Annotated in this window: 23 protein-coding genes; 9 read left to right on the plus strand and 14 right to left on the minus strand. The window is 64.3% G+C overall.

What is annotated here, in order from left to right; genetic code table 11:
- The first annotated feature begins 44 nt into the window (after nucleotides 1-44).
- The 4 genes from plsB (at nucleotide 45) to AA0Z93_RS03110 (ending at nucleotide 4,501) form a co-directional block, all read left to right on the plus strand.
- A complete protein-coding gene (gene plsB / locus AA0Z93_RS03095) occupies nucleotides 45-2,531 on the plus strand; it encodes a glycerol-3-phosphate 1-O-acyltransferase PlsB (RefSeq protein ID WP_413046440.1) in 2,487 nt (828 codons plus the stop codon).
- A 79-nt stretch (nucleotides 2,532-2,610) separates the two neighbouring features.
- Entirely contained in the window at nucleotides 2,611-3,312 is a 702-nt protein-coding gene (locus AA0Z93_RS03100) for a hypothetical protein (protein ID WP_413046439.1), read from the plus strand.
- 69 nt (nucleotides 3,313-3,381) lie between these two features.
- Nucleotides 3,382-3,780: a YbaY family lipoprotein gene (locus AA0Z93_RS03105; RefSeq protein ID WP_413046438.1), complete on the plus strand. Its 399-nt coding sequence runs from the start codon at nucleotides 3,382-3,384 to the stop codon at nucleotides 3,778-3,780.
- A 31-nt stretch (nucleotides 3,781-3,811) separates the two neighbouring features.
- Entirely contained in the window at nucleotides 3,812-4,501 is a 690-nt protein-coding gene (locus AA0Z93_RS03110) for a DUF4197 domain-containing protein (RefSeq protein WP_413046437.1), read from the plus strand.
- 158 nt (nucleotides 4,502-4,659) lie between these two features.
- Here AA0Z93_RS03110 and pdxJ read toward each other — a convergent pair whose 3' ends face one another.
- The 10 genes from pdxJ to rpoE all read right to left on the minus strand — a co-directional run bounded on the left by pdxJ (nucleotide 4,660) and on the right by rpoE (nucleotide 14,559).
- Nucleotides 4,660-5,382 carry a pyridoxine 5'-phosphate synthase gene (gene pdxJ / locus AA0Z93_RS03115; RefSeq protein ID WP_413048359.1) on the minus strand — a complete coding sequence of 241 codons (723 nt, stop codon included), beginning with the start codon at nucleotides 5,380-5,382 and terminating at the stop codon, nucleotides 4,660-4,662.
- Between the two features lie 61 nt (nucleotides 5,383-5,443).
- A complete protein-coding gene (gene recO, locus AA0Z93_RS03120) occupies nucleotides 5,444-6,127 on the minus strand; it encodes a DNA repair protein RecO (RefSeq protein WP_413046436.1) in 684 nt (227 codons plus the stop codon).
- A gap of 54 nt (nucleotides 6,128-6,181) precedes the next feature.
- A complete protein-coding gene (era, locus tag AA0Z93_RS03125) occupies nucleotides 6,182-7,084 on the minus strand; it encodes a GTPase Era (protein ID WP_314488730.1) in 903 nt (300 codons plus the stop codon).
- Entirely contained in the window at nucleotides 7,077-7,766 is a 690-nt protein-coding gene (gene rnc, locus AA0Z93_RS03130; protein ID WP_296264856.1) for a ribonuclease III, read from the minus strand. Before rnc ends, era begins: the two co-directional genes overlap by 8 nt.
- A 158-nt stretch (nucleotides 7,767-7,924) precedes the next feature.
- Nucleotides 7,925-8,779, minus strand: coding sequence for a signal peptidase I (lepB, locus tag AA0Z93_RS03135; RefSeq protein ID WP_413046435.1), 855 nt, complete (start codon nucleotides 8,777-8,779; stop codon nucleotides 7,925-7,927).
- Nucleotides 8,780-8,784: 5 nt separating this feature from the next.
- Complete coding sequence (gene lepA, locus AA0Z93_RS03140; protein ID WP_413046434.1) at nucleotides 8,785-10,584, minus strand: translation elongation factor 4; 1,800 nt, start codon at nucleotides 10,582-10,584, stop codon at nucleotides 8,785-8,787.
- 204 nt (nucleotides 10,585-10,788) lie between these two features.
- On the minus strand, nucleotides 10,789-12,219 hold the full coding sequence (locus tag AA0Z93_RS03145; RefSeq protein WP_413048358.1) for a DegQ family serine endoprotease: 1,431 nt from the start codon (nucleotides 12,217-12,219) through the stop codon (nucleotides 10,789-10,791).
- Between the two features lie 171 nt (nucleotides 12,220-12,390).
- Nucleotides 12,391-13,344, minus strand: a complete 954-nt coding sequence (locus AA0Z93_RS03150) for a MucB/RseB C-terminal domain-containing protein (RefSeq protein ID WP_413046433.1) — start codon at nucleotides 13,342-13,344, stop codon at nucleotides 12,391-12,393.
- A gap of 8 nt (nucleotides 13,345-13,352) precedes the next feature.
- Nucleotides 13,353-13,946 (minus strand): RseA family anti-sigma factor, encoded by a 594-nt coding sequence (locus tag AA0Z93_RS03155; protein ID WP_413046432.1) that lies wholly within the window; start codon nucleotides 13,944-13,946, stop codon nucleotides 13,353-13,355.
- Between the two features lie 31 nt (nucleotides 13,947-13,977).
- Complete coding sequence (rpoE, locus tag AA0Z93_RS03160; RefSeq protein WP_011535354.1) at nucleotides 13,978-14,559, minus strand: RNA polymerase sigma factor RpoE; 582 nt, start codon at nucleotides 14,557-14,559, stop codon at nucleotides 13,978-13,980.
- A 430-nt stretch (nucleotides 14,560-14,989) separates the two neighbouring features.
- Here rpoE and nadB point away from each other — a divergent pair, with 430 nt between their 5' ends.
- Nucleotides 14,990-16,603, plus strand: coding sequence for an L-aspartate oxidase (gene nadB / locus AA0Z93_RS03165; RefSeq protein WP_413046431.1), 1,614 nt, complete (start codon nucleotides 14,990-14,992; stop codon nucleotides 16,601-16,603).
- Nucleotides 16,604-16,607: 4 nt separating this feature from the next.
- Here nadB and AA0Z93_RS03170 read toward each other — a convergent pair whose 3' ends face one another.
- Both AA0Z93_RS03170 and AA0Z93_RS03175 read right to left on the minus strand, forming a co-directional pair.
- Nucleotides 16,608-17,051, minus strand: a complete 444-nt coding sequence (locus tag AA0Z93_RS03170; RefSeq protein ID WP_413046430.1) for a protein YgfX — start codon at nucleotides 17,049-17,051, stop codon at nucleotides 16,608-16,610.
- Nucleotides 17,035-17,289, minus strand: a complete 255-nt coding sequence (locus AA0Z93_RS03175; RefSeq protein WP_413046429.1) for a succinate dehydrogenase assembly factor 2 — start codon at nucleotides 17,287-17,289, stop codon at nucleotides 17,035-17,037. The genes AA0Z93_RS03170 and AA0Z93_RS03175 overlap by 17 nt, the downstream gene beginning before the upstream one ends.
- A gap of 156 nt (nucleotides 17,290-17,445) precedes the next feature.
- Between AA0Z93_RS03175 and AA0Z93_RS03180 the strand changes: the two genes are divergently transcribed.
- Both AA0Z93_RS03180 and AA0Z93_RS03185 read left to right on the plus strand, forming a co-directional pair.
- Nucleotides 17,446-18,387: a YgfZ/GcvT domain-containing protein gene (locus tag AA0Z93_RS03180; RefSeq protein ID WP_413046428.1), complete on the plus strand. Its 942-nt coding sequence runs from the start codon at nucleotides 17,446-17,448 to the stop codon at nucleotides 18,385-18,387.
- Nucleotides 18,388-18,444: 57 nt separating this feature from the next.
- A complete protein-coding gene (locus tag AA0Z93_RS03185) occupies nucleotides 18,445-19,251 on the plus strand; it encodes an HDOD domain-containing protein (protein WP_413046427.1) in 807 nt (268 codons plus the stop codon).
- Between the two features lie 43 nt (nucleotides 19,252-19,294).
- Here the strand turns inward: AA0Z93_RS03185 and AA0Z93_RS03190 are convergent, their stop codons facing one another.
- Both AA0Z93_RS03190 and AA0Z93_RS03195 read right to left on the minus strand, forming a co-directional pair.
- Entirely contained in the window at nucleotides 19,295-20,674 is a 1,380-nt protein-coding gene (locus AA0Z93_RS03190; protein WP_413046426.1) for a sensor histidine kinase N-terminal domain-containing protein, read from the minus strand.
- Nucleotides 20,667-21,338, minus strand: a complete 672-nt coding sequence (locus AA0Z93_RS03195) for a response regulator (protein WP_413048357.1) — start codon at nucleotides 21,336-21,338, stop codon at nucleotides 20,667-20,669. The genes AA0Z93_RS03190 and AA0Z93_RS03195 overlap by 8 nt, the downstream gene beginning before the upstream one ends.
- 196 nt (nucleotides 21,339-21,534) lie before the next feature.
- On the opposite strand from AA0Z93_RS03195, the gene AA0Z93_RS03200 reads away from it, so the two are divergent.
- Together AA0Z93_RS03200 and AA0Z93_RS03205 are read left to right on the plus strand one after the other, a co-directional pair.
- Nucleotides 21,535-22,824 (plus strand): OprD family porin, encoded by a 1,290-nt coding sequence (locus AA0Z93_RS03200; RefSeq protein WP_413046425.1) that lies wholly within the window; start codon nucleotides 21,535-21,537, stop codon nucleotides 22,822-22,824.
- Nucleotides 22,825-22,855: 31 nt separating this feature from the next.
- On the plus strand, nucleotides 22,856-23,836 hold the full coding sequence (locus AA0Z93_RS03205; RefSeq protein ID WP_413046424.1) for a Bug family tripartite tricarboxylate transporter substrate binding protein: 981 nt from the start codon (nucleotides 22,856-22,858) through the stop codon (nucleotides 23,834-23,836).
- Nucleotides 23,837-24,135 lie beyond the last annotated feature (299 nt).

Raw genomic sequence — 24,135 nt, forward strand, 5'->3', positions numbered from 1 at the left:
TGCTTGCACCTCGACCGTACCTTATTGCCCAGGGCCTGCCGCCAATGACACGTTCCCCTCTGCGTCGCCTGATCTTCAGCGTTCTGCGCCGCATTCTGTACCTATGGGTGCGCTCCGAAACCATCAACCAGTCTTCGACCTCGTTGAACCTGGACCGCAGCCGACCGGTGTTCTACGTCTTGCCTTCGCCGGCGCTGACCGACCTGGCGGTGCTCGACCACGAATGCACCAAGGCCGGGCTGCCACGCCCGGTGCTGCCGGTCGACGTCGGCACGCTGCGCGAGCCGGCAGCCTTTTTCTACCTCACCCCCGACCCGGATTGGCTCGGCCGCCACGACAAGCGCGGCGCCCCGCCGACCTTGGAACGCGTGATCGAGGCCTTGGGCGAGCACGCCGAGGAAGACGCGCAGGTCATTCCGGTCAGCGTGTTCTGGGGGCAGTCGCCGGAGAGCGAGTCGAGCCCGTGGCGGCTGCTGTTCGCCGACAGCTGGGCCGTCACCGGGCGGCTACGGCGCTTGCTGACCGTGCTGATCCTGGGGCGCAAGACCCGCGTGCAGTTTTCCACGCCCATCCACCTGGGCGAGCTGGTGCGCCACAACAAGGGCCGCGAACGCACCGTGCGCATGGCCCAACGTCTGCTGCGCGTGCGCTTTCGCAACCTCAAGAGTGCGGTCATCGGCCCCGACCTGTCGCACCGGCGCAACCTGGTCAAGGGTCTGGTGCATGCCCCGCTGGTGCGTCAGGCCATCGACGACGAGGCGCAGCGCCAGCACAGCGGCCGGGACAAGGCCGAGGCCCAGGCGCTGCGCTACGCCAACGAGATCGCCTCGGACTATACCTACACCGTCATCCGCTTCCTGGAAGTGGTGCTGAGCTGGTTCTGGCACAAGATCTACGACGGCATCAAGGTCAACCACATCGAGCAGGTGCAGGCCATCGCGCCGGACCACGAAGTGGTCTACGTACCCTGCCACCGCAGCCATATCGACTACCTGCTGCTGTCGTACCTGTTGTTTCGCAACGGCCTGACGCCGCCCCACGTCGCGGCGGGCATCAACCTCAACATGCCGCTGATCGGAGGTCTGCTGCGCCGTGGCGGCGCGTTCTTCATGCGCCGCACGTTCAAGGACAACCCGCTGTACACGGCCGTGTTCAACGAATACCTGCACACCCTGTTCAGCAAGGGCTTTCCGGTCGAGTACTTCGTCGAAGGCGGGCGTTCGCGCACCGGGCGCATGCTGCAACCGCGCACCGGCATGCTGGCGATCACCCTGCGCAGCTTCTTGCGCTCCTCGCGCACGCCCATCGCCTTCGTGCCGGTGTACATCGGTTACGAGCGCGTGCTGGAGGGCCGCACCTATTTGGGCGAGCTGCGTGGGGCAAGCAAGAAGAAGGAGTCGATCCTCGATCTGTTCAAGGTATTCGGCGCCTTGCGCCAGCGCTTCGGCCAGGTGTACGTCAACTTCGGTGAGCCGATCCGCCTGGGCGCGTTTCTCGACGAACGCCAGCCAGGCTGGCGCGAGCAGCCCCATGGCCCGGACTTTCGCCCGGCATGGCTGAGCAAGGCCACTACCGAACTTGGCGCCACCGTGGCCCGCCGCCTCAACGAGGCTGCGGCGATCAATCCGGTCAATCTGGTGGCGCTGGCGCTGCTGTCCACCAGCCGCCTGGCCCTGGACGAACAGGCGCTGGTCCGCGTGCTCGACCTGTACCTGGCATTGCTGCGCCAAGTGCCCTACTCGACGCACACCACCCTGCCCGAAGGCGATGGCCAACACTTGATCGAGCACGTGCGCGCCATGGACCTGCTGGCCGAACAGAAGGACGCGCTGGGGCGCATCCTCTACCTGGACGAAACCAACGCGGTCCTGATGACCTACTACCGCAACAACGTCCTGCACATCTTCGCCCTGCCGGCGCTGCTGGCCAGCTTCTTCCTCAGCAGCTCGCGCATGAGCCGCGCGCTGCTCGGCCAATACGTGCGCGCCCTGTATCCCTACCTGCAAGCCGAGCTGTTCCTGCGCTGGGCGCCTGAGCAGCTGGAGGCGGTCATCGATCAATGGCTGGCGGCGCTGGTCGAACAAGGCCTGCTGCGCCGCGAGCAAGACGTGTATCTGCGTCCGGCGCCGAGCTCGCGGCCTTTCGTGCTGCTGACCCTGCTGGCCCGCACCATCACCCAGACCTTGCAGCGCTTCTACATGGCCACGTCGCTGTTGCTCAGCAGTGGCAAGCACAGCCTCAGCGCCGAAGGGTTGGAGAACCTGTGCGTGACCATGGCCCAGCGCCTGTCGATCCTGCATGGTCTGAACGCCCCGGAATTCTTCGACAAGAGCCTGTTCCGCCATTTCATCCAGACTTTGCTCGACCAAGGCGTGCTGCGCGCCGACGAGCACGGCACGCTGGACTACTCCGACCGCTTGGGCGAGTTGGCCGAAGGCGTGGCCAAACGGGTGCTGTCGGCCGAATTGCGCCTGTCGATCCGACAAGTGGCGCTGCACCGCGACGAGCCGGCGGACGTCGTGCAAGGGTAGGCTTTCTGGCTGATGCCTGGGCGCGCCGGGCATCAGCATCGGCATGCTTCATTCCCAGCACCTTACGAGGCACGATGACATGTCCGATATCGTTGGAATCAGCGGCACCCTGAGCACTCCCTCCCTACGAGCGTCCTCGGAAGGATTGCCGCGGCTGATCGTGGAGGTGCTCGATCCGTCCGGGACGCCGCTCGGCCATTGCGGGGCGCAGGTCACGGGCTCGCCCCTGCCCTTGCGCCTTCATCTCGACCGCTCGACCTTGGCGGACGATGCCAGGATCACCCTCAACGCCCGTTGCCTGTCGAGCACCGGATCGTCCCGAGTACTCCTCAGCGCCTCCCAAGACCTGACGCTGGCGCAAGCGACCGAAGCACCTGTGGAGATGGCCCTGGAAGCGTTCGAAGGTTTCGAGGCGGCGCACAACCCATATCCGCCCGAAATGCATGTGACCGAGCTGAGCGGGATGGTGAACGTTCCACACGAGGTGGCCAAGGGTACGAACAAACTCAGTGCCACCTTGCTGGTGGTTCAGGAAGATGGCGGTAGCAATCGTCGCTCCAGCAATCTGGCAGAGCATTCGATGAGCGTTTCCGGCAAACGGGCCGCGTTCTCGCTGTTCGTCGATTTGGCCAGCGTTCCCGAAGGCCGGCCGTTGCGCTTGCACCTTGGCCTGTATAACCCTGAGGGCACCGAGGTTTACGCCGGCCGGAACTTCAGGGCGTTGGACCTGAACAACCCGCCGGATCTTTCCGACATCACCCTGAAGCTGCCGCCTCGCTGATTCGCTGGGGAAAATCCGTTACAGTCCAGGGCGTTGGCCACCAGCCGACCCCTGGACACCGGAGATTCCATGAAAAAACTCTTTATGCTGTGTTGCGCCTCTTTGCTCGCAGCCTGCTCCAGCCCTACCCCTCCCGCGCAGGCCAGCCTGTATGGCGAGGTCTTTTACCTGCAACGCATGGCTCTGCCACCTGCCGCCACGCTGAGCGTGCAGTTGCAGGACGTCTCCCTGATGGATGCCCCAGCCGTGGTGCTGGCGCGCCAGGCAGGCCCGGTCAAGGGCAACGTACCGCTGCCGTTCCGGCTGAACTACGACCCCGCCCAGATCAAACCCGGCCACCGCTACGCGGTCAGTGCCCGGATCGAACTGGAGGGCAAGCTGCTGTTCATAAACACCTCACAGCAGTCCGTAGCGCTCGACGGCCACGATCCGCAGCCGCTGCGCATCAAGGTCGATCCGGCCCGCTGAAGATTTCCACCCGTTTACCAAGGACTCATCCATGATTCGTACTTCTCTGCGCTTGACCACCCTGTGCGCTGGCCTGTTGCTGTCGGCCAGCGCCCTGGCGCTGTCCCTGGGCGACCTCAGTCAGAGCGACGCTTCCAGCGGCCTCAAGGACGCCCTGAGCCAAGGCGCCCAGGTGGCCGTCAAGCAACTGGGCACGCCCGGCGGCTTCAACGACAACCCGGACGTGCGCATCGAGCTACCCGGTAAGCTGGGCAAAGCAGCCAAGGCCATGAAGATGTTCGGCAAAGGTGAGCAGGTCGATGCCCTGGAGGCCAGCATGAACAAGGCGGCCGAGGCGGCCGTACCGCAGGCCCAGGCGATCCTGCTCGATGCGGTGAAGAAGATGAGCGTGAGCGACGCCAAAGGCATTCTCAGCGGCGGCCAGGATTCGGCCACGCAGTACCTGGACAAGACCAGTCGCGAACAGATCCGCGCCAAGTTCCTGCCGATCGTCAAGCAAGCCACCGACCAGGTAGGGCTGGCCAAGCAGTACAACAACTTCGCCGGCCAGGCCATGGCCTTGGGCGTGGTCGATGCCAAGAGCGCCAGTATCGAGAACTACGTGACCGAGCAGGCCCTGGACGGGCTGTTCGAGGTCATCGCCAAGCAGGAGCAGAGCATCCGCCAGAACCCGGCCCAGGCCGCGACCAGCCTCGCCAAGAAAGTCTTCGGCCTGCTTTGAATCTCACGGCGTGGGTGTTCGCAAACGCCCACGCTGCCTTCTTCGACCCCACTGTTCGGCAGCACGGTCGACCTGCCGATCCAGCGTTTCCCGCTTGAACGCGACCTCGAAGCGATCTGCCAGGGTGCAGATCGCAGACAGGGCTTGTTTCCGAGGTTTCAGCGCGACGCGTTGAGAATCAATGCCTTCATCTGCGCCACCGCTTCCTTGAAACCGACGAACAGCGCATGGGCCACCAGCGCATGGCCGATGTTCAACTCATTGATGCCTTTGATCGCCGCGATGGCTTCGACGTTGTGGTAGTGCAGGCCATGGCCGGCATTGACGACCAGCCCTTTGTCGACACCCAAGGCCACGCCTTTGGCGATGCGCTCGAGTTCTTCGGCCATCTCGGCCGGATTCTCGGCATCGGCATAGCGCCCCGTGTGCAGCTCGATGGCCGGCGCACCGACGCGATAGGCCGCTTCGATCTGCACCGGATCGGCATCGATGAACAGCGACACCTCGGCGCCGATCCGGGTCAGCCGCTCGACCGCCGCGCTGATCCGCGCTTCTTGCCCCGCCACGTCCAGGCCGCCTTCGGTGGTCAGTTCCTGGCGCGTTTCGGGCACCAGGCAGATGTGCGCCGGACGAATGCGTTCGGCGAACGCCATCATTTCTTCGGTAACGCCCATCTCGAAATTCATGCGCGTCTGCAACACGTCCTTGAGCAACAGCACGTCGCGCTCCTGGATGTGCCGACGGTCTTCGCGCAGGTGCACGGTGATGCCATCGGCGCCCGCCTCTTCGGCATCCAGCGCCGCCTTGACCGGGTCGGGGTAACGCGTGCCGCGCGCCTGGCGCAGGGTCGCCACGTGATCGATGTTGACGCCCAGTAGCATGCGGTTGCTGTGAGTCACGGAAGGCTCTCCTAGAGTGTGAGCCGCACAGCATACGACGGGATCAGCGCTTGCGAAACAGTTCCCGGCTGACCAGGGGCTTGCTGCCCAGGTGCACCGCCAGGGCCTGGCGCATCAGGCGCTTGGCCGCGAGCAATGCGCCAGGCGCGTCCCAGTCGGCTTGGGCCAATGCCTGCAACTGCGCGCCGCTGAACAGGCCGGGTTGGGGCAGTTCCACCCGTTCCAGGCCGGCATCGACGCGCAAACGGTATTGTCCGTCGCTGGCGATGGGTTGCTCGTCGAGGTCATGCTCGAGCGAAAAGGCATAGCCCAGCTCGTCGAGCACGCGCCACTCGAAGGCGCGCAACAGCGGCTCCAGTGGGAGCCCCTCGGCCAGCGCCTGCAAGGTCAGGGCATAGTGCTCGAACAGAGCCGGGTGCGGCACCTCGGCAGGCAGCAGGCGCATGAGCAACTCGTTGAGGTACATCCCGCTGAACAGGGCGTCGCCGTGCAGCCAGGCCGCGACACCGACGGTTTCCAGCCGGTTGACGTTCTTCAGCTCGCCGCGCCCGCGCAGCTCCACCTCGAGCAGCACGAACGGCCGTACCAGGCTGCCGCCTTTGCCGCGGGCACGGCGCAACACCACACGCACCAGGCCTTGCGCGGTGAACAGGTCCACCAGCGCGCTGGTTTCCTTGTAGGCACGGCTGTGCAGCACATAGGCCGGTTGGCCGACTGGGTGTTCCATGCAAAGGCCTGCGAAAGAAAACGGCCCGGAGAGTCCGGGCCGTTCCAGGGAAGGTTACAGGTCGCCGTAGCCAAGCGAGCGCAGTGCGCGCTCGTCGTCCGACCAACCGCCTTTGACCTTGACCCAGAGGTTGAGCATCACCTTGGCATCGAACAGCTGCTCCATGTCCTTGCGCGCCTCGGAGCCGATGCGTTTGATGCGCTCGCCCTTGTCGCCGATGATGATCTTCTTCTGCCCGTCGCGCTCGACCAGGATCAGCGCGTGGATGTGCAGCACGTGGCCCTGCTGCTTGAACTCCTCGATCTCGACGGTGATCTGGTACGGCAGCTCAGCACCCAACTGACGCATGATCTTCTCGCGCACCAGTTCGGCGGCGAGGAAGCGGCTGCTACGGTCGGTGATCTGGTCTTCCGGGAAGAAATGCTCATTTTCCGGCAGGTGCTTGGCGATCAGCGCTTCCAGAGCGTCGAGGTTGTGACCCTGCTGGGCGGAGATCGGCACGATCTCGGCATTCGGCAGTTGCGTCTGCAGCCATTGCAGGTGCGGGATCAGGTCGCCCTTCTCGTCCATGCGGTCGGTCTTGTTGACTGCCAGGATCAGCGGCCCGGTGACGTACTGCACACGTTCGAGCACCAGTTGGTCCTCGTCGGTCCAGCGCGTACGGTCGACCACGAAGATCACCACGTCGACGTCCTTGAGGGCGGCCGAGGCGTTGCGGTTCATGTAGCGGTTGAGCGCCTTGTCGTTGGCCTTGTGCATGCCAGGGGTATCGACGTAGACCGCCTGCACATCGCCTTCGGTCTTGATGCCGAGCATGTTGTGCCGGGTGGTCTGCGGCTTGCGCGAGGTGATCGCCAGCTTCTGCCCGAGGATGTGGTTGAGCAACGTCGATTTGCCCACGTTCGGACGGCCGACGATGGCCACATAGCCGCAACGGGTGGGGGTGTTCTCAGTCATTGCCATTCTCCACGCCCAAGGCGATGAGCGCCGAGGCTGCCGCGACCTGCTCGGCGATACGCCGGCTCACGCCCTGGCCGCGGCTCTTGTTGTTCAGCAGTACCACTTCGCATTCGACGAAGAAGGTGCGGCAGTGAGGTTCGCCCTGGATGTCGACCACTTCGTAGCGTGGCAACTCGCAGGCGCGCGACTGCAGGAATTCCTGCAAGCGCGTTTTCGGGTCTTTGTTGGTGTCGACCAGGGTCAGGCTTTCGAACTCGCCGGCCAACCAGGCGAGGATGCGCTCGCGCACCGTTTGCATGTCGGAATCGAGGTAGATCGCACCGATCAAGGCTTCGAGGGCATCGGCCAGGATCGACTCGCGGCGGAAGCCTCCGCTCTTGAGTTCGCCCGAGCCCAAGCGCAGATAGTCGCCCAAGTCGAAACCACGGGCCAGGCGGGCCAGGGTCTCACCCTTGACCAACCGCGCGCGCAAACGCGACAGCTGGCCTTCGCGCGCCTGCGGGAAGCGCTCGAACAGCGCTTCGGCGGCGACGAAATTGAGGATCGAGTCGCCGAGAAACTCCAGGCGCTCGTTGTTGCGCCCGGCGTAACTGCGGTGAGTGAGGGCCAGCAGCATCTGCTCCTGATCCCGGAAGGTATAGCCGAGCTTGCGCTCCAGGCGGTCAAGGGGCGCGCTCATGGGGCCACCTGAGGGTTGTTCAACGCGTTGTTCAAATCGAGGTCCTGAAGACTGCCGGCCATGGCCATCGCCCGATGCGATGGCGATTCTCTGATCCTGGAGAACACAGCCTATGTCAGAAATGCATTCGGCGCTGCCGGATCGGCAACGCCGGTGGATCAGTGGATCAAGCCAACCCGCGACAGGTTGGGGAAGTGGCTGAGCTTGGGTTCGGGCCAGCTCATCCAGACCGCGAAGGCCTTACCGACGATGTTGCGGTCCGGCACCATGCCGTGCAGTTCCTTGGGAATGTTCGGGTCATCCCAGAAGCGGCTGTCGTTCGAGTTGTCGCGGTTGTCGCCCATCATGAAGTAGTGGCCGGCCGGAACCGTCCACTGCTGGTCGGGCGGCATGCGGTAGCGGCTCATTTCCTTGCGGATCAGGTGTTCGGCTTCGCCCAGTTTTTCCTTGTACAGCTCGGCGCTGCCCAGGGTACCCGGTTCGGTGCCGACCAGTTGCTCGGCGACGGCCTGGCCGTTGACGAACAGGCGCTTGTCGTTGGTGTAGCGGATCTGGTCGCCCGGCAGGCCGACCACACGCTTGATGTAGTTGACGTTCGGATCGCTCGGATAGCGGAACACCATCACATCGCCGCGCTTGGGATCACCGATTTCGATGACCTTCTTGTCGATCACCGGCAGGCGGATGCCGTAGGAAAACTTGTTCACCAGGATGAAGTCGCCGACTTCCAGCGTTGGCTTCATCGACCCGGACGGAATCTGGAACGGCTCGACCAGAAACGAGCGCAGCACCAGCACGATGAACAACACCGGGAAGAACGACTTGCCGTACTCGACGAGCAAGGGTTCCTTGTCGAGGCGCTCGACCACCGCCGGCTCGGGCTGGCTGACGCTACCCCGATAGGTGGCGATCGCCGCTCGCCGGCGCGGTGCCAGGAACAACAGGTCGATGAGCCCCAGCAAACCACAGACGGCCACGGCAAGAACGAGCAACAGCGGGAAATTTAGCGACATAGGACCTAGCTATCCAACCTGAGCACGGCAAGGAAGGCTTCTTGTGGAATTTCCACGTTGCCGACCTGCTTCATGCGTTTCTTACCGGCCTTCTGCTTCTCCAGCAGTTTCTTCTTACGGCTGACGTCGCCGCCGTAACATTTGGCCAGTACGTTCTTTCTGAGCGCCTTGACGGTGGTCCGCGCGATGATCTGGCCGCCGATGGCCGCCTGGATCGCCACGTCGAACATCTGCCGAGGGATCAGTTCCTTCATCTTCTCGGTCAACTGGCGACCTTTGTAGGCCGCGTTGTCGCGGTGCACGATCAACGCCAGGGCGTCGACCTTGTCGCCGTTGATCAACACGTCCAGCTTGACCAGGTTGGCCGACTGGTAGCGGTCGAAGTGGTAGTCCAGCGAGGCATAGCCACGGCTGGTTGACTTCAGGCGGTCGAAGAAATCCAGCACCACTTCGTTCATCGGCATGTCGTAGCGCACCTGCACCTGGCTGCCGAGGAACTGCATGTCGCGCTGCACCCCCCGCTTCTCGATGCACAACGTGATCACGTTGCCCAGGTGTTCCTGCGGCACGAGGATGGTCGCGGTGACGATCGGTTCGCGGAAGTCGGTGACCGAGGAGACGTCCGGGAGTTTGGACGGGTTGTCGACGATGATGGTTTCACCGGTCTTCAATTCCAGCTCGTAGATCACGCTGGGCGCGGTGGTGATCAGGTCGAGGTCGTACTCGCGCTCCAGGCGCTCCTGGATGATCTCCATGTGCAGCATGCCGAGGAAGCCGCAACGGAATCCGAAGCCCAGGGCATCCGAACTCTCCGGCGCGTATTGCAGCGACGAGTCGTTGAGGGTGAGCTTCTGCAAGGCGTCGCGGAAGTCTTCGAAGTCGTCGGAGCTGACCGGGAACAGGCCCGCGTAGACCTGCGGCTGGATCTTCTTGAAGCCCGACAGCACCGGCACGTCCGGAGTCGAGGCCAGGGTCAGGGTGTCGCCCACCGGCGCGCCGTGAATGTCCTTGATGCTGCCGATGATGAAGCCCACTTCGCCGGCTTTGAGGTCGGCGGTTTGCGTATGTTTCGGGTTGAACACGCCGACGCTGTCGACCAGGTGCACCTTGCCGGTGGACTTGACCAGAATCTTGTCGCCCTTCTTGACGCGGCCGTGGCGCACGCGCACCAGGGACACGACACCCAGGTAGTTGTCGAACCAGGAGTCGATGATCAGTGCCTGCAAGGGCGCTTCGATATCGCCCTCGGGTGGCGGAATGGTGTGCACCAGGCGTTCGAGCACTTCGTCGACGCCCATGCCGCTCTTGGCGCTGCACGCCACGGCGTCGGTGGCGTCGATGCCGATGATCTTCTCGATCTCGTCCTTGACGCGGTCGGGGTCGGCCTGGGGCAGGTCCATCTTGTTCAGCACGGGCATGACTTCCAGGCCCTGCTCGATGGCGGTGTAGCAGTTGGCGACCGATTGCGCTTCCACGCCCTGACCGGCATCGACCACCAGCAGCGCGCCTTCGCAGGCGGCCAGCGAGCGGCTGACTTCATAGGTGAAGTCGACATGGCCGGGGGTGTCAATGAAGTTGAGCTGGTAGGTCTTGCCGTCTTGCGCCTTGTAGTGGAGCGTGACGCTGTGGGCCTTGATGGTGATGCCGCGTTCGCGTTCGAGGTCCATGGAGTCGAGGACCTGGGCTTCCATTTCGCGCGCCGTGAGGCCGCCACAGAGCTGGATGAAACGATCGGCCAGCGTCGACTTGCCATGGTCGATGTGGGCGATGATGGAGAAATTGCGGATATGACTCAAATCACTCACAGGTCAACACTCGAAAAGGCTGCGAGCCGGACGCCCGCCAAAAATAGCCGGGAATTGTACCCCAAGCCGCAGGGTTATGGGAGATTCCCGATCAGTTAACCGGTAACCGCGTGTATGGCGCCTGACCCTTCGCGGCGCATGCCGCGCTTGTCCGGCGCATACGAAAAGGGCAGCTTGCGCTGCCCCGTTCCGCTGGTAGCCGACTTACTCGGCCAGTTTGAAGGTGATGAAGCTGGCACGCCCCTGACGCAGCACGCGCATGGACACCGAGCGGTTCTTCGGCAGCTCCTTGGCGATCTCGGTGAACTGCTTGGCCGAGAGGATGGCCTGGTTGTTCAGGTGGCTGATGACATCGCCCGGACGCAGGCCGATCAGCGCGGCTGGGCCGTCCTGCACTTCCTTGATGGTGACGCCGCCCTTGAGCTCGAGCGATTTCTTCTGCTCGGCGGTGAGGTCGGCTACGGACACGCCCAGGCGGTTGCTGCTGCGCTCGGCGCCCTGTTTGCTGCCACCCATGCCGATATCGGCATCGTCTTCGGGCAGTGCGCCCACGGCGATGTCCAGGCTCTGGCGCTTGCCGTTGCGGATGATCTCGAGTTTGACCTTGTCGCCGTCCTTCATGCTGCCGACCAGATGCGGCAGATCGGCAGACATGACGATCGGCTTGCCGTTGAGGCTGAGAATGACGTCACCGACCTGCAGGCCACCCTTGGCCGCCGGGCCGTCTTCCAGCACCTGCGCGACCAGCGCGCCGGCAGGCTTGTCGAGACCGAAGGATTCGGCCAGGTCTTTGTTCACTTCCTGGATGACCACACCCAGCCAACCGCGGCTGACCTTGCCGTCTTTCTTCAGCTGGTTGGAAACGTCCAGCGCCACATCGATCGGAATGGCGAACGACAGGCCCATGAAGCCGCCGGAGCGCGTGAAGATCTGCGAGTTGATGCCCACCACTTCGCCGTTCATGTTGAACAAAGGCCCGCCGGAATTGCCGGGGTTGATCGCCACGTCGGTCTGGATGAACGGCACGTAACTGTCGTTGGGCAGGGTGCGGCCCTTGGCACTGACGATACCCTTGGTCACCGAATGGTCGAAGCCGAACGGCGAACCGATGGCCAGCACCCATTCACCGACCTTGAGCTTTTCCGAATCACCCAGTTTGACGGTGGGCAGGTCCTTGCCTTCGACCTTGAGCAGCGCCACGTCGGTGCGCGGATCGGTGCCGACCAGCTTGGCCTGCAACTCGCTGCGGTCGGACAGGCGCACGATGATTTCGTCAGCGTCGGCGACCACGTGGTTGTTGGTCAGCACGTAGCCATCGGCCGAGATGATGAAACCCGAACCCAACGACTGCGCTTCGCGCTGGCGGTCGCCGCGAGGCGAACCCGGCTGTTGCGGCAGGCTGCGTTCGAAGAACTCGCGGAACATCGGCGGCAGGCCTTCCAGGTCGGGCATTTGCCCGGCGGCGACACGGCGTTCCGGCAGTTTCTGCTTGGTGCTGATGTTCACCACGGCAGGCGAAGCCTGTTCGACCAAGGTGGTGAAATCGGGCAGCGCTTCCTGGGCCTGGGCCACGAGCGCCTGCCCGAGCATCAGCACGGCGGCAAACATCGAAAGGTAGGGTTTCAAGCGTGGTATCGACATACGACTCCCGTCACATCGAGCGTAATTAGCAGTAAGGCTCCCGCAGACGCGGGACAGGCCAGACTTCGAAAGAACAGACCTATAGAAAATTTACCAGGGGAATGCAAATGACAATGCTTTAATTTCATTTCAGTAATGTGCGCTAACCGCCTTGCCCACATGCATTCAGCGGTTGGCCTGGACACCCCGCCATCTCATCGACAGCGCGATGCGTTCGGCAGTACCCAGCGGGATTTCGCCAACGGCCGTGACCAGCATGACGCCTCTGGCCGTCACCAGATGGCGCGAAACGGCTGCGGTGGGGCCGAGCTGGGTGCGAATGTTTTTGCCATCGGCGGCAGCGACGGGCTCGAGAAAAATCGAAAACCGCGCGAGGCCATCGTCGTACATCAAGGAACCAGGCCCCTCGCCTCGTGCCTGGGCACTGCCCACCAGTTCGAAGCCTGCGGGCAACCACTGTGCCTGCCACTCGACGACCGTCGCCGGTTTGCGGCTGTGAGCAGGTCCGAGCGGCTTGCAAGCAGCGCTGCCTTGCAGGTCAGCTGTACTAGGGGTTTGCCGAGTGTCCAGGCTGACGACTTGGTAGCGCTCGAGCATCTGACCCTTTTCGTTGACCATCAGCGAGCGCAGCGGCAGACCGGTCTGCCGGTCGATATCCAGGTCGAAGCCATAGCGGTGCGGATCGCGAGGCGCAAGGCTGAGGGTGATTGCTTTTCGTCCGGCCACGCGCGATTCGCCGATGACGCTCAAGTCGTACCAGCTCATCAATTTGAGGGGATCGAGGGTGTCTGCGGAGGATTTGCCGAGTGCGCTGACTGCCGATGACATATTCCTGGTGGCGCAGCTTACCTTGCCATCGACACGTACTACTTCCTGAACGTCACCGTCCAGGCGAAGCAAGCGCTCGGTGGAGATTCCGTCACTGACAAGGTGCCAGATGTGGTTGGACGAAAAGCTGCCGTTGCGCTCGTAGACGAACGAGGCTTGATAATTCTGCTGCCGTTCGGCCTTGGCCAGCTTCGACAGCCATTTCCCCGCCTCAGGCGAAGAATTGGCTGCCAGAACTGGTAGTGCGACGCAACTGCCGACCAATAACGGTAGGAGGGCAAGTGCGCGCATGCAGCGCCTTACTTGGCGTCGTCCATGCTGGCGGCACGTGCGTAAGGCAGTGCGGTTTCACCGCCCTTGGCAGCCGAGTCCTGCGCGTGCTGCTGCAGGTAGCCTGGCATACGCTTGTCCCAACCCGCCTGGTTCTGCATCGCGCCGTTGGCCATAGGGCCGGTCGGCTGATCGCTGCTTTCGGTGTAGCCGGCCAGCACTGCAGGGCCTTGCGCCTGTGGAGCGCTCAGCGCTTGTTGAGCGGGCTGCTGCTGAGCGAGCTCGGCACCGGTGATTTCGTCCTGGTTGTACAGGCGTACGCCCGCCAACACAGCGACGGTGACCGATGCGGCCACGGCCAGGCGACCGATACCGCGCCACGGACCTTTCTGGACCTTGGCTGGGGCAGCTTCTTCAGCCAAGGCTGCGGAAACCGCCGATGCGATGTCGAGGTTCGGCATCAGCAATTCTTTATGCATAGCTGCACGAGCGACCTGGTAACGCGACCAAGTAGCGCGGGTTTCCGAATCTTCGACGGCGCTCAGCACACGACGCAGTTCCAGTTCATCCGCTTCGTTGTCCAATACCGCGGACAGCGATTCCTGCAAAGCTTCACGACTCATGGCGGTTCCTCTCTTGGCTATCGCCGCTGTCTCAGGACTCCTGCAACAGCGGTTGCAGGGCTTTATCGATGGCCTCCCGAGCGCGAAAGATTCGAGAGCGCACGGTGCCCACAGGACATTGCATGACGCTGGCAATGTCTTCGTAACTCAGACCATCGAATTCACGTAAGGTCAGTGCCGTACGCAAATCTTCGGGCAATTGCTGGATGGTCCGATGGACGGTGCCTTCGATTTCATCCCGCAACAGGGAGCGCTCAGGAGACTCAAGATCCTTGAGGCCGTGATCGCCGTCATAGAATTCCGCATCCTCGGAACTCACATCGCTATCGGGTGGCCGCCTTCCGCGGGACACCAGGTAGTTCTTCGCCGTGTTGATGGCGATGCGGTACAGCCAGGTGTAGAAGGCGCTGTCACCGCGGAAATTTCCAAGCGCTCGGTATGCCTTGATGAAGGCTTCCTGCGCGACATCCTGTGCTTCATGGGTGTCGTGGACGAAACGCACGATCAACCCGAGAATCTTGTGCTGATACTTCAGCACCAACAGATCGAAAGCTCGCCTATCGCCGCGCTGTACGCGCTCGACAAGCTGCTGATCCTCTTCCTGGGTTAGCATGAACACTCCTCAGTGGTGTCGAAGGAGCGTTGCAAAAGCCATCGTTCAGGCTTGCAAACATAGACTCGGGCTTTAGGCAAAAGTTCTCCCCTCCAAGCAAGTTTCCTGCGGCCTTTCATCGGCTCGCATGAGCGATGGAGACGGCAAAGGCCGACTTCATCGACGTAGAATCTCGAATACGCAGGATTTCGCCCGGTAAGAGCAGCTGCCCTGCGTCGCCGCGGCAATTTTGACGTGCGGGCAGCCTTCATGGGATTTACGGCGACTGTCGAAAGTTCCCTGGAGAAACCAGCAAACCGGACAAGCGTCGTTGGAAATCAGCGGGCCGGGACTGCTATAAAGGCATCCCGGCTGCGGTCCAATAGTCTCACAGTGCCACCTACGCGGGGCTATTGTGCCGTTCACCTCATCCAGATACTAGTGTCCCGACATGAGCCAACAATTCCAACATGATGTTCTGGTGATCGGCAGCGGTGCGGCCGGCTTGAGCCTGGCGCTGAATTTGCCGCGCGATTTGCGCGTCGCGGTGCTGAGCAAAGGCGAACTGGCCAACGGTTCGACTTTCTGGGCGCAAGGCGGCGTGGCCGCCGTGCTGGACGACACCGACACCGTGCAGTCGCATGTCGAAGACACCCTCAACGCCGGCGGCGGGCTGTGCCATGAGGACGCCGTACGCTTCACCGTGGAGCACAGCCGTGAGGCCATCGACTGGCTGATCGAGCAGGGTGTGCCATTCACCCGTGACGAACAGACCGCGGACGCGCGCGGCTACCAGTTCCACCTGACCCGCGAAGGCGGCCACAGCCATCGGCGCATCATCCATGCCGCAGACGCCACCGGCGCGGCGATCTTCACCTCGCTACTGGAGCAAGCCCGGCAGCGGCCGAACATCGAGCTGCTCGAGCAGCGCGTGGCCATCGACCTGATCACCGAGCGTCGCCTTGGCCTCAACGGTCAGCGCTGTTTGGGGGCCTACGTGCTGGACCGTGGTACCGGCGAGGTCGATACCTTCGGCGCGCGCTTCACCGTGCTGGCCACCGGCGGCGCAGCCAAGGTCTATCTGTACACCAGCAACCCCGATGGCGCCTGCGGCGATGGCATCGCCATGGCCTGGCGCGCCGGCTGTCGGGTGGCGAATCTTGAGTTCAACCAGTTCCACCCCACCTGCCTGTACCACCCCCAGGCCAAGAGTTTCCTCATCACCGAAGCCCTGCGTGGCGAAGGCGCGCTGCTGCGCCTGCCCAACGGCGAACGTTTCATGCCGCGTTTCGACGCCCGCGAAGAACTGGCTCCGCGCGACATCGTGGCCCGCGCCATCGACCACGAGATGAAGCGCCTGGGCGTGGACTGCGTGTACCTGGACATCACCCACAAGCCCGCCGAGTTCATCAGGAGCCACTTCCCCACCGTCTACGAACGCTGCCTGGGCTTCGGCATCGACATCACCCGACAGCCCATTCCCGTGGTCCCCGCCGCGCATTACACCTGCGGCGGGGTGATGGTCGACGAACACGGCCACACCGACGTGCCCGGCCTGTACGCCATCGGCGAAACCAGCTTCACCGGCCTGCACGGCGCCAACCGCATGGCCAGCAATTCGCTGCTCGAATGCTTCGTCTACGGCCGCGCTGCGGCGGCGGACATCATCGCGCAACTGGGCCGTATTTCCATGCCGTGCGCCCTGCCCGGCTGGGACGCCAGCCAGGTGACCGACTCGGACGAAGATGTGATCATCGCGCACAACTGGGACGAGCTGCGGCGTTTCATGTGGGATTACGTGGGCATCGTGCGCACCAGCAAGCGCCTGCAACGGGCCGCGCACCGCGTGCGCATGCTGCTCGACGAGATCGACGAGTTCTACAGCAACTACAAGGTCAGCCGCGACCTGATCGAGCTGCGCAACCTGGCCCAGGTCGCCGAGCTGATGATCCGATCGGCCATGCAGCGCAAGGAATCGCGCGGCCTGCATTACACCCTGGACTACCCCGCCATGCTCGCCGAAGCGCGTGACACCGTACTGGACCCGACCCTGAGCCGGCACTGATCGCTCAGCGCCAACGCCGCCGGCTGTACTTGAGGCGCACACGCAGGCGGCGGTGCGCTTCGGCGGCCAGCGCATCGGCAGGGACGCACTGGCTTTCGCTCAACCAGCGACCGCGGCGCACGTAGCGCAGCACCACCAACTGCGGCAGGGCCAGGCTGTCACGGCACAACCGCGCGGGCTGCCAGCCCGATGCGCGACTGTACAGGCTCCAGCCCTGAACGTTGCGGCGCAGGCCGGTAATGGCGTGGGGATGGGTGAGCAGGATGCGCCGTGGAATCACCCAGCCTGCGTGCAGGACACAGCCCAGGCTGAGCAGGCTGGCGAGCCACAGAGGTGCGGCACTAAACCAGACGGCGCACAGCGCCAACGCCATGCATGCGAGGTAGGCCATCAGCAGCAGGCGCGAGCCCTGCCAACGGCATTCGAAGGCTTCACTTGGGTTGGACACGGTCCAGGATCATGCGCACCATGCGCTGCAGTTCCGGGTCTTCGGACTCGCAGCGTTCCATGAACCAGCCGAACATGTCCTGGTCTTCGCATTCGAGCAGGCGCTTGTAGAGTTCGCGGTCAGGCTCGCTGAGGGTGGCGTAGACCTCCTGGCTGAAGGGCACCAGCAGTACGTCCAGTTCCAGCATGCCGCGCCGGCTGTGCCAGAACAGGCGATTGAGTTCAGTTTGTTCGACCATGGGGCCCTCCTCGAATGGCCGGGCAGTATACAGCCTGGCCGGCACGGCGGCACTGGGCATTGGTCGTACCCTGTTACCGCACATGACCACTCGCCTACCTATTTGCTCGGCAGCGTTCTATGATGGCCGCCAGTCTCTTAGCTATCGCGATGTCCCATGGCCGATTCCGCTTTCTACTGCCCTCTCGATCACGAGGGCATCCTTGCCGTCCGCGGCTCCGACGCGGGCAAGTTCCTGCAGGGACAGCTGACCTGCAACCTCAACTACCTCGACGACGCGCACGCCGGCCTCGGCGCGCGCTGCATGGTCAAGGGCCGCATGCAGTCGAGCTTCCGCATCCTGCCGCAGGGTGACGGTTTCCTGCTGGCCATGGCCAGCGAGCTGCTCGAAGCGCAAATGGCCGACCTGAAGAAATACGCCGTGTTTTCCAAGGCCGTGCTCACCGACGAGAGCGCCGCCTGGGTGCGCTTCGGCCTGCACCGGGGCGAGGCCGCGTTGCAACCGCTGGGCCTGGAGGTTGCGCCCGAGGCGGGTGCCACTGCCCGCCAGCCTGGGTTGATGGCAGTGCGCGTGTCCCCCGAACGCATCGAATTGTGGGCGACGGCCGAGCAAGCCGCCGCCGTACGCCAGGCCCTGGATGCCCAGCTCGCCAGGGGCAGCTTGAACGACTGGCTGCTGGGCCAGATCCGCGCCGGGATCGGCCAAGTCGTCGGCGCCACCCGCGAGCTGTTCATTCCGCAGATGATCAACCTCCAGGCAGTGGGCGGTGTGAGCTTCAAGAAGGGTTGCTACACCGGCCAGGAAATCGTCGCGCGCATGCAGTACCTGGGCAAGCTCAAGCGCCGCATGTACCGCGTGGCCTTGGCGCAAGGCGCCCTGCCAGAACCTGGCAGCGAAGTGTTTTCCCCCACCCATGGCTCGTCGGTCGGCGAAGTGGTGCTGGCGGCGCATGCCGGTGAGGCGTGCGAACTGCTGGCTGTCATCGGTGCCGACGCCGTGGCCGACGACAACCTGCACCTGGGCGCGGCCGACGGCCCGCGCCTGAGCCTGCTCGACCTGCCCTACGAACTTGACCGCGACCGGGAAATCCAACGCTGATCAGCCCGCCCCTGCGCATGCGTGGGGCGCTCCCCTCCACAGCGGCAGAGAAACCCGATGAACAAGCTGGCCGACAAGGTGCAAGCGCAGTTGCTTGCCGCCATCGATAACGACGAACTGCTGCTGCCCACCTTGCCCGAGGTGGCCCTGAGCATCCGCGAGGCTGCCGAAGACAGCGAGATCAGCGTCGCGGCCCTGAGCCGGGTGATCGGTCAGGACGCAGCCCTGTCGGCACGTCTGATCAAGGTGGTCAACAGCCCTCTGCTGCGCGCCTCGGTGGAGGTCACCGACCTGCACACCGCGATCACCCGGTTGGGCATCAACTACAGCTGCAACCTGGCCATCGGCCTGGTCATCGAGCAGATCTTCCACGCCCGCTCGCCATCGGTGGAAGAGAAACTGCGCGACATCTGGGCGCGCAGCCTGGAGGTGGCCGGCATCAGCTACGAGCTGTGCCGCCGCCATACCTCGCTCAAGCCCGACCAGGCCGCCCTGGGCGGGCTGGTGCATCAGATCGGCGCCCTGCCGGTGCTGATCTATGCCGAAGAACACAACGAACTGCTGGCAGACCCGGTGTGCCTGCACCACATCATCGAGCAGATTCAGCCGGTGCTCGGCGACAAGCTCCTCAGCGCCTGGGACTTCCCCGAACAACTGGTCAACCTGCCCAGCCAGATCGACGACCTGCAACGCACCACCCAGCGGCTGGACTACATCGACGTGGTCCAGCTCGCTCGCCACCTGCGCCAGGGGGACCCTGCCCTGCCGCCGACCACGCTGCCGGCCTGGCGCCACTTGAAGCTGCCGGCCGACAAGCGACTAGACGTGGCCGAGCTGCTCGAAGCCCGCGGCATGCTGCGCTGAGCACGCCACCTGGTCCGCCGCTCTCTCTGACGCGCTACCTAGGTCAATCGGTGCTGAAGCCCACCCGCACCTTCAACCCGCCATTGTCACCGTCATGCAAGCTGATGGTGGCCAGGTGCGCGCGGCAGATCTCGCCGACGATGGCCAGGCCCAGGCCGGTGCCCTGCGGGCTGCGCCGGTAGAAGCGCTCGAACACGCGCTCTCGCTCCGCTTCGGGAATGCCGGGGCCGTCGTCTTCCACCTCCAGCACGGCCGGGGCCAGTACCCGCAGCACGACGGTCCCCCCCACCGGGGTATGGGCAATGGCGTTGTCCAGCAGATTGCTCAACAGCTCGTTGAGCAAGGTCGGCTCGCCTTTGAGCCACACCGGCGCTTCGGCCTCCAGCGCCAAGGCCACGCCCCGGGCATGGGCCAGAGGCGCCAGGGCCATGCCCAGTTCGCGGGCCAGTTGAGTCAGGTCCAGACGCTGCGCGCCGCCTTCGGCGATGGTGCGGGCGCCATGTTCGACTCGCGCCAGCGACAGCAACTGGTTGGCCAGGTGGGTCAGCCGATCGGTGCCCTGGGCCGCTTCGGCCAAGGTCAGCCGCCACTGCTGGGGGTCGCTGGAACGCTGCCCCAGTTCCAGACGCGCCTTGAGCGCCGCCAGCGGCGTGCGCAGTTCGTGGGCGGCATCGGCGATGAACTGCGCCTGGCGCTCGAACTGCGCGCGCAGGCGCTCGGTGAAATGGTTGAGGCCGTGCACCAGCGGGCTCAGTTCGCGCTGCACCTGCACCAGCGGCAAGGGCCGCAGGTCGTCGGGCTGGCGCTCTTCCACCGCGCTGCGCAGGCGTTCCAGCGGACGCAGCGCGGCGCTCACGGCGAACCACACCATCATCAGTGCGGCCAACGCCAGCATCCCCAAGCGCAGCAGGGTGTCGGTCATCAGTTCGCGGGCCATGCTCTCGCGCGCCTCGTCGGTTTCGGCCACACGAATTTCGGCCATGCCGTTCATGTTCGGCTCGCTGACGGCCCGCAGCAGGCTCACCACGCGCACGTCCTGGCCGCGATAGCGGGCATCGTAGAAACGCGCCAGCGCCGGGTAGTCGTCGGTACGCGCAGTGCCCGGCGGCGGTGGCGGCAGGTGCTCGTAGCCGGAGATCAAGCGTTGCTGGATATCCAGCACTTGGTAGTAGATGCGCCCGGCGCTGTCGTAGGCAAAGGTGTCCAGCGCTACGTAGGGCACGTCGGCGCTCAGCGTGCCGTCGCGCTGCGAGAGGCCGGCGGCGATGGTTCGCGCCGAGGCCAGGAGGGTGCGGTCGTACGCCGTGTCGGCCGCCGCCCGGCCGTTCCAGTAGGCGCTCAGGCCGCTGGCGCACATCAGCACCACCAACAGCAGCGCCAGGTTGCCGAGCAGGCGCCCGCGCAGGCTGCCGTCGTCACGCATCGCGGTGCTCGAGCAGATAGCCCAGGCCGCGGAAGGTGACGATGGCCACCGCATGACCGTCGAGCTTCTTGCGCAAGCGGTGGACGTAGATCTCGATGGCGTCGGGGCTGGCTTCTTCGTCCAGGCCGAACACCTGGGCGGCCAACTGCTCCTTGCTCATCACCCGCCCCGGCCGGGCGATGAGCGCTTCGAGCACGCTCTGCTCACGGGAGGTCAAGGTCAGGTGCTCGGCGTCGAGGGTGAAGCGCCGGGTGTCGAGGTCGTAGACCAGAGGCCCGCAGCACTGCTGGCGCTCACCGCCGAGCACGCTGCGGCGCAGCAGGGCCTTGACCCGGGCTTCGAGTTCGCTCAGCTCGAACGGCTTGGCCAAGTAGTCGTCGGCGCCGAGGTTGAGGCCGTGGACACGGTCCTTGACGTCGCTGCGCGCGGTGAGCATCAGCACCGGCACGGTCTTGCCGCGCCCGCGCAGACGCGCCAGCACCTCGAAACCGTCCAAGCGCGGCAGACCGACATCGAGTACCACCGCGGCATACGCTTCGCTGGCCAGGGCCAGATCGGCAGCGACGCCATCGTGCAGCACGTCCACGGTCAGGCCCAGGCCCTTCAAGGCCTGGGCCACGCTTTCGGCCAGTTGCCGGTGGTCTTCGACCAGCAATACACGCATCGCCTTCATCCCCGCATCGTTCGCTTGGCGCGGAGTGTACCCGCCCCGTCGGTTCTGTGAATCCCTTTGTAACAATCCAGTCGGCCTGAAAGGTTGCTGAAAGGTTGGTTACCTAGGATCGCACCACGGCAGCTCGATCTGCCGTGCCGTGCACCCCATCGGTGCAACCAATAAGAACAAGAAACGGAGTCATCCCATGCTGCCCGCCCAGCGACAGGCGTTCGTGCCTACCCGTTCGTTTTCCTCCAGCACTGGCAACCTCGCCAGCGCTCTAGCCTTGGCCGGCTTCGCGCCACTGAGCCAGGCCGCCTTCATCGAAGACAGCACCGCCACCTTCGAAACCCGCAACATGTACTTCAACCGCGATTTCCGCGATGGCACCAGTGCGCAACAATCCAAGCGCGACGAGTGGGCCCAGGGCTTCATGCTCGACATCCAGTCCGGCTACACCGACGGCACTCTGGGCTTCGGCCTGGACGCGCTGGGCATGGTGGGCGTCAAGCTCGACTCCAGCCGCGACCGCAGCGGCACCGGCCTGCTGCCGGTGCATGACGACGGCACCGCCGCCGACGAATACTCCAAGCTCGGCGTGACCGGCAAGGTCCGTATCTCCAAGACCGAACTCAAAGTCGGCTCACTGATTCCGGTGACCCCTGTGCTGCGCCCCAACGACGGCCGCATCCTGCCGCAGACCTTCGAAGGTGCGCTGCTCAGCTCGCGTGACATCGAGCGCGTGACCTTCATCGGCGGGCGCCTGGAAAAGGCCAAGGACCGCAACGACACCAACTGGGAAGACCTGGCGCTGAACAACAAGGGCAGCCGGTTCGGCGGCACCTTCAGCGGCGACCACTTCGACATGGCCGGGGTGGACTACGCCTTCACCAAGCGCATCACCGGCAGCTACCACTTCGCCCAGCTCGACGACGTCTACCGCCAGCACTTCCTCGGTCTGCTCGCCACCCAGCCCTGGGGCCCCGGCACCTTGGGCGCCGACCTGCGCCTGTCGAGCAGCGACGAGCAGGGCCAGGCCAGGGCCGGCAACATCGACAACACCACCGTCAACGGCATGTTCAGCTACGCGCTGAGCGGCCACAAGCTCAGCGCAGCCTACCAGCAGCTGTCGGGCGACAGCGCCTTTCCGTACCTCGACGGCGCCGACCCGCACCTGGTCAACTTCGTGCAGATCAACGACTTCGCCAATGCCGACGAGCACTCCTGGCAACTGCGCTACGACTACAACTTCGCCGCCCTCGGCCTGCCTGGCCTGAGCTTCCTCACCCGCTACCTGCGCGGCGACAACGTCAGCCGCGCCAGTGGTGGCGAGGGCAAGGAATGGGAGCGCAACACCGAACTCAAGTACGTGGTGCAGAGCGGGCCGTTGAAGAACGTCGAGGTGCGCCTGCGCAACGCCTCGTTCCGCTCCAACTTCACCCGCGATGCCGATGAAACCCGTGTGCTGGTGAGCTACAGCGTGGCCCTCTGGTAACCCATAACAACAAGTGTGACGGAGATAGACGATGACCTTTACCCTGCGCCGCCTCGTCCTGGCCACCGGCTGCCTGCTGCTGGCCGGCAATGCCCTGGCCGCTGAGCCCAAACGCCCCGAATGCATCGCCCCGGCCTCGCCCGGCGGCGGTTTCGACCTGACCTGCAAGTTGGTGCAAAGCGCGCTGGTCAACGAAAAAATCCTCAGCAAACCCATGCGTGTGACCTACATGCCCGGCGGCGTCGGCGCGGTGGCCTACAACGCCGTGGTCGCCCAGCGTCCGGCCGACGCAGGCACGTTGGTGGCCTGGTCCAGCGGCTCGCTGCTGAACCTGGCGCAAGGCAAGTTCGGCCGTTTCGACGAAAACGCCGTGCGCTGGCTGTCGGCGGTCGGCACCAGCTATGGCGCCATCGCGGTGAAAAGCGACTCGCCCTACAAGACCCTCGACGACCTGGTCGCGGCGCTGAAGAAAGACCCGAGCAAGGTGGTGATCGGCTCGGGCGGCACCGTCGGCAGCCAGGACTGGATGCAGACCGCGCTGATCGCCAAGGCCGCCGGCATCAACCCGCGCGACTTGCGCTACGTGGCCCTGGAAGGCGGCGGCGAAATCGCCACGGCGCTGCTGGGTGGGCACATCCAGGTCGGCTCGACGGACATCTCCGACTCCATGCCGCACATCGAGAGCGGCAACATGCGCCTGCTCGCGGTGTTCTCCGAAAAGCGTCTCGACGACCCGGCCATGAAGGACATCCCGACCGCCAAGGAGCAAGGCTACGACATCGTCTGGCCCGTCGTGCGCGGCTTCTATCTGGGGCCGAAGGTCAGCGACGAGGACTACGCCTGGTGGAAAGAGGCGTTCGACAAGATGCTGGCCTCGGAAGACTTCGCCAAGCTGCGCGACCAACGCGAGCTGTTCCCCTTCGCCATGACCGGCGAGGAACTGGACGGCTATGTGAAGCAGCAGGTGGCGCAGTACAAGGTGCTGGCCAAGGAGTTCGGGTTGGTGCAGTAAGCCACCGATTGTTTGGTAGGAGCGGTCGGTTCGGTGCTCCAGTTAGCCGCGATGGCTACCGTGTAGGAGCGGCTTGAGCCGCGATGGGCGGCAACGCCGCCCCAATGGCTGCAACCCTGCTCTCACTGACGCTACACGGTGGCAGAGGTGGGGCGGCTTTGCCGCCCATCGCGGCTGAAGCCGCTCCTACACCGTGCCCATCGCGGCTGATCGGAACGCCGAACCGGCCGTTCCCACACGGTGCCCATCGCGGCTGACACGGAGCGCCGAACGGGCTGCCCTACACCACGATTCAGCCT

The organism is Pseudomonas phoenicis, assembly GCF_047302395.1.
Classification (GTDB): Bacteria; Pseudomonadota; Gammaproteobacteria; order Pseudomonadales; family Pseudomonadaceae; genus Aquipseudomonas.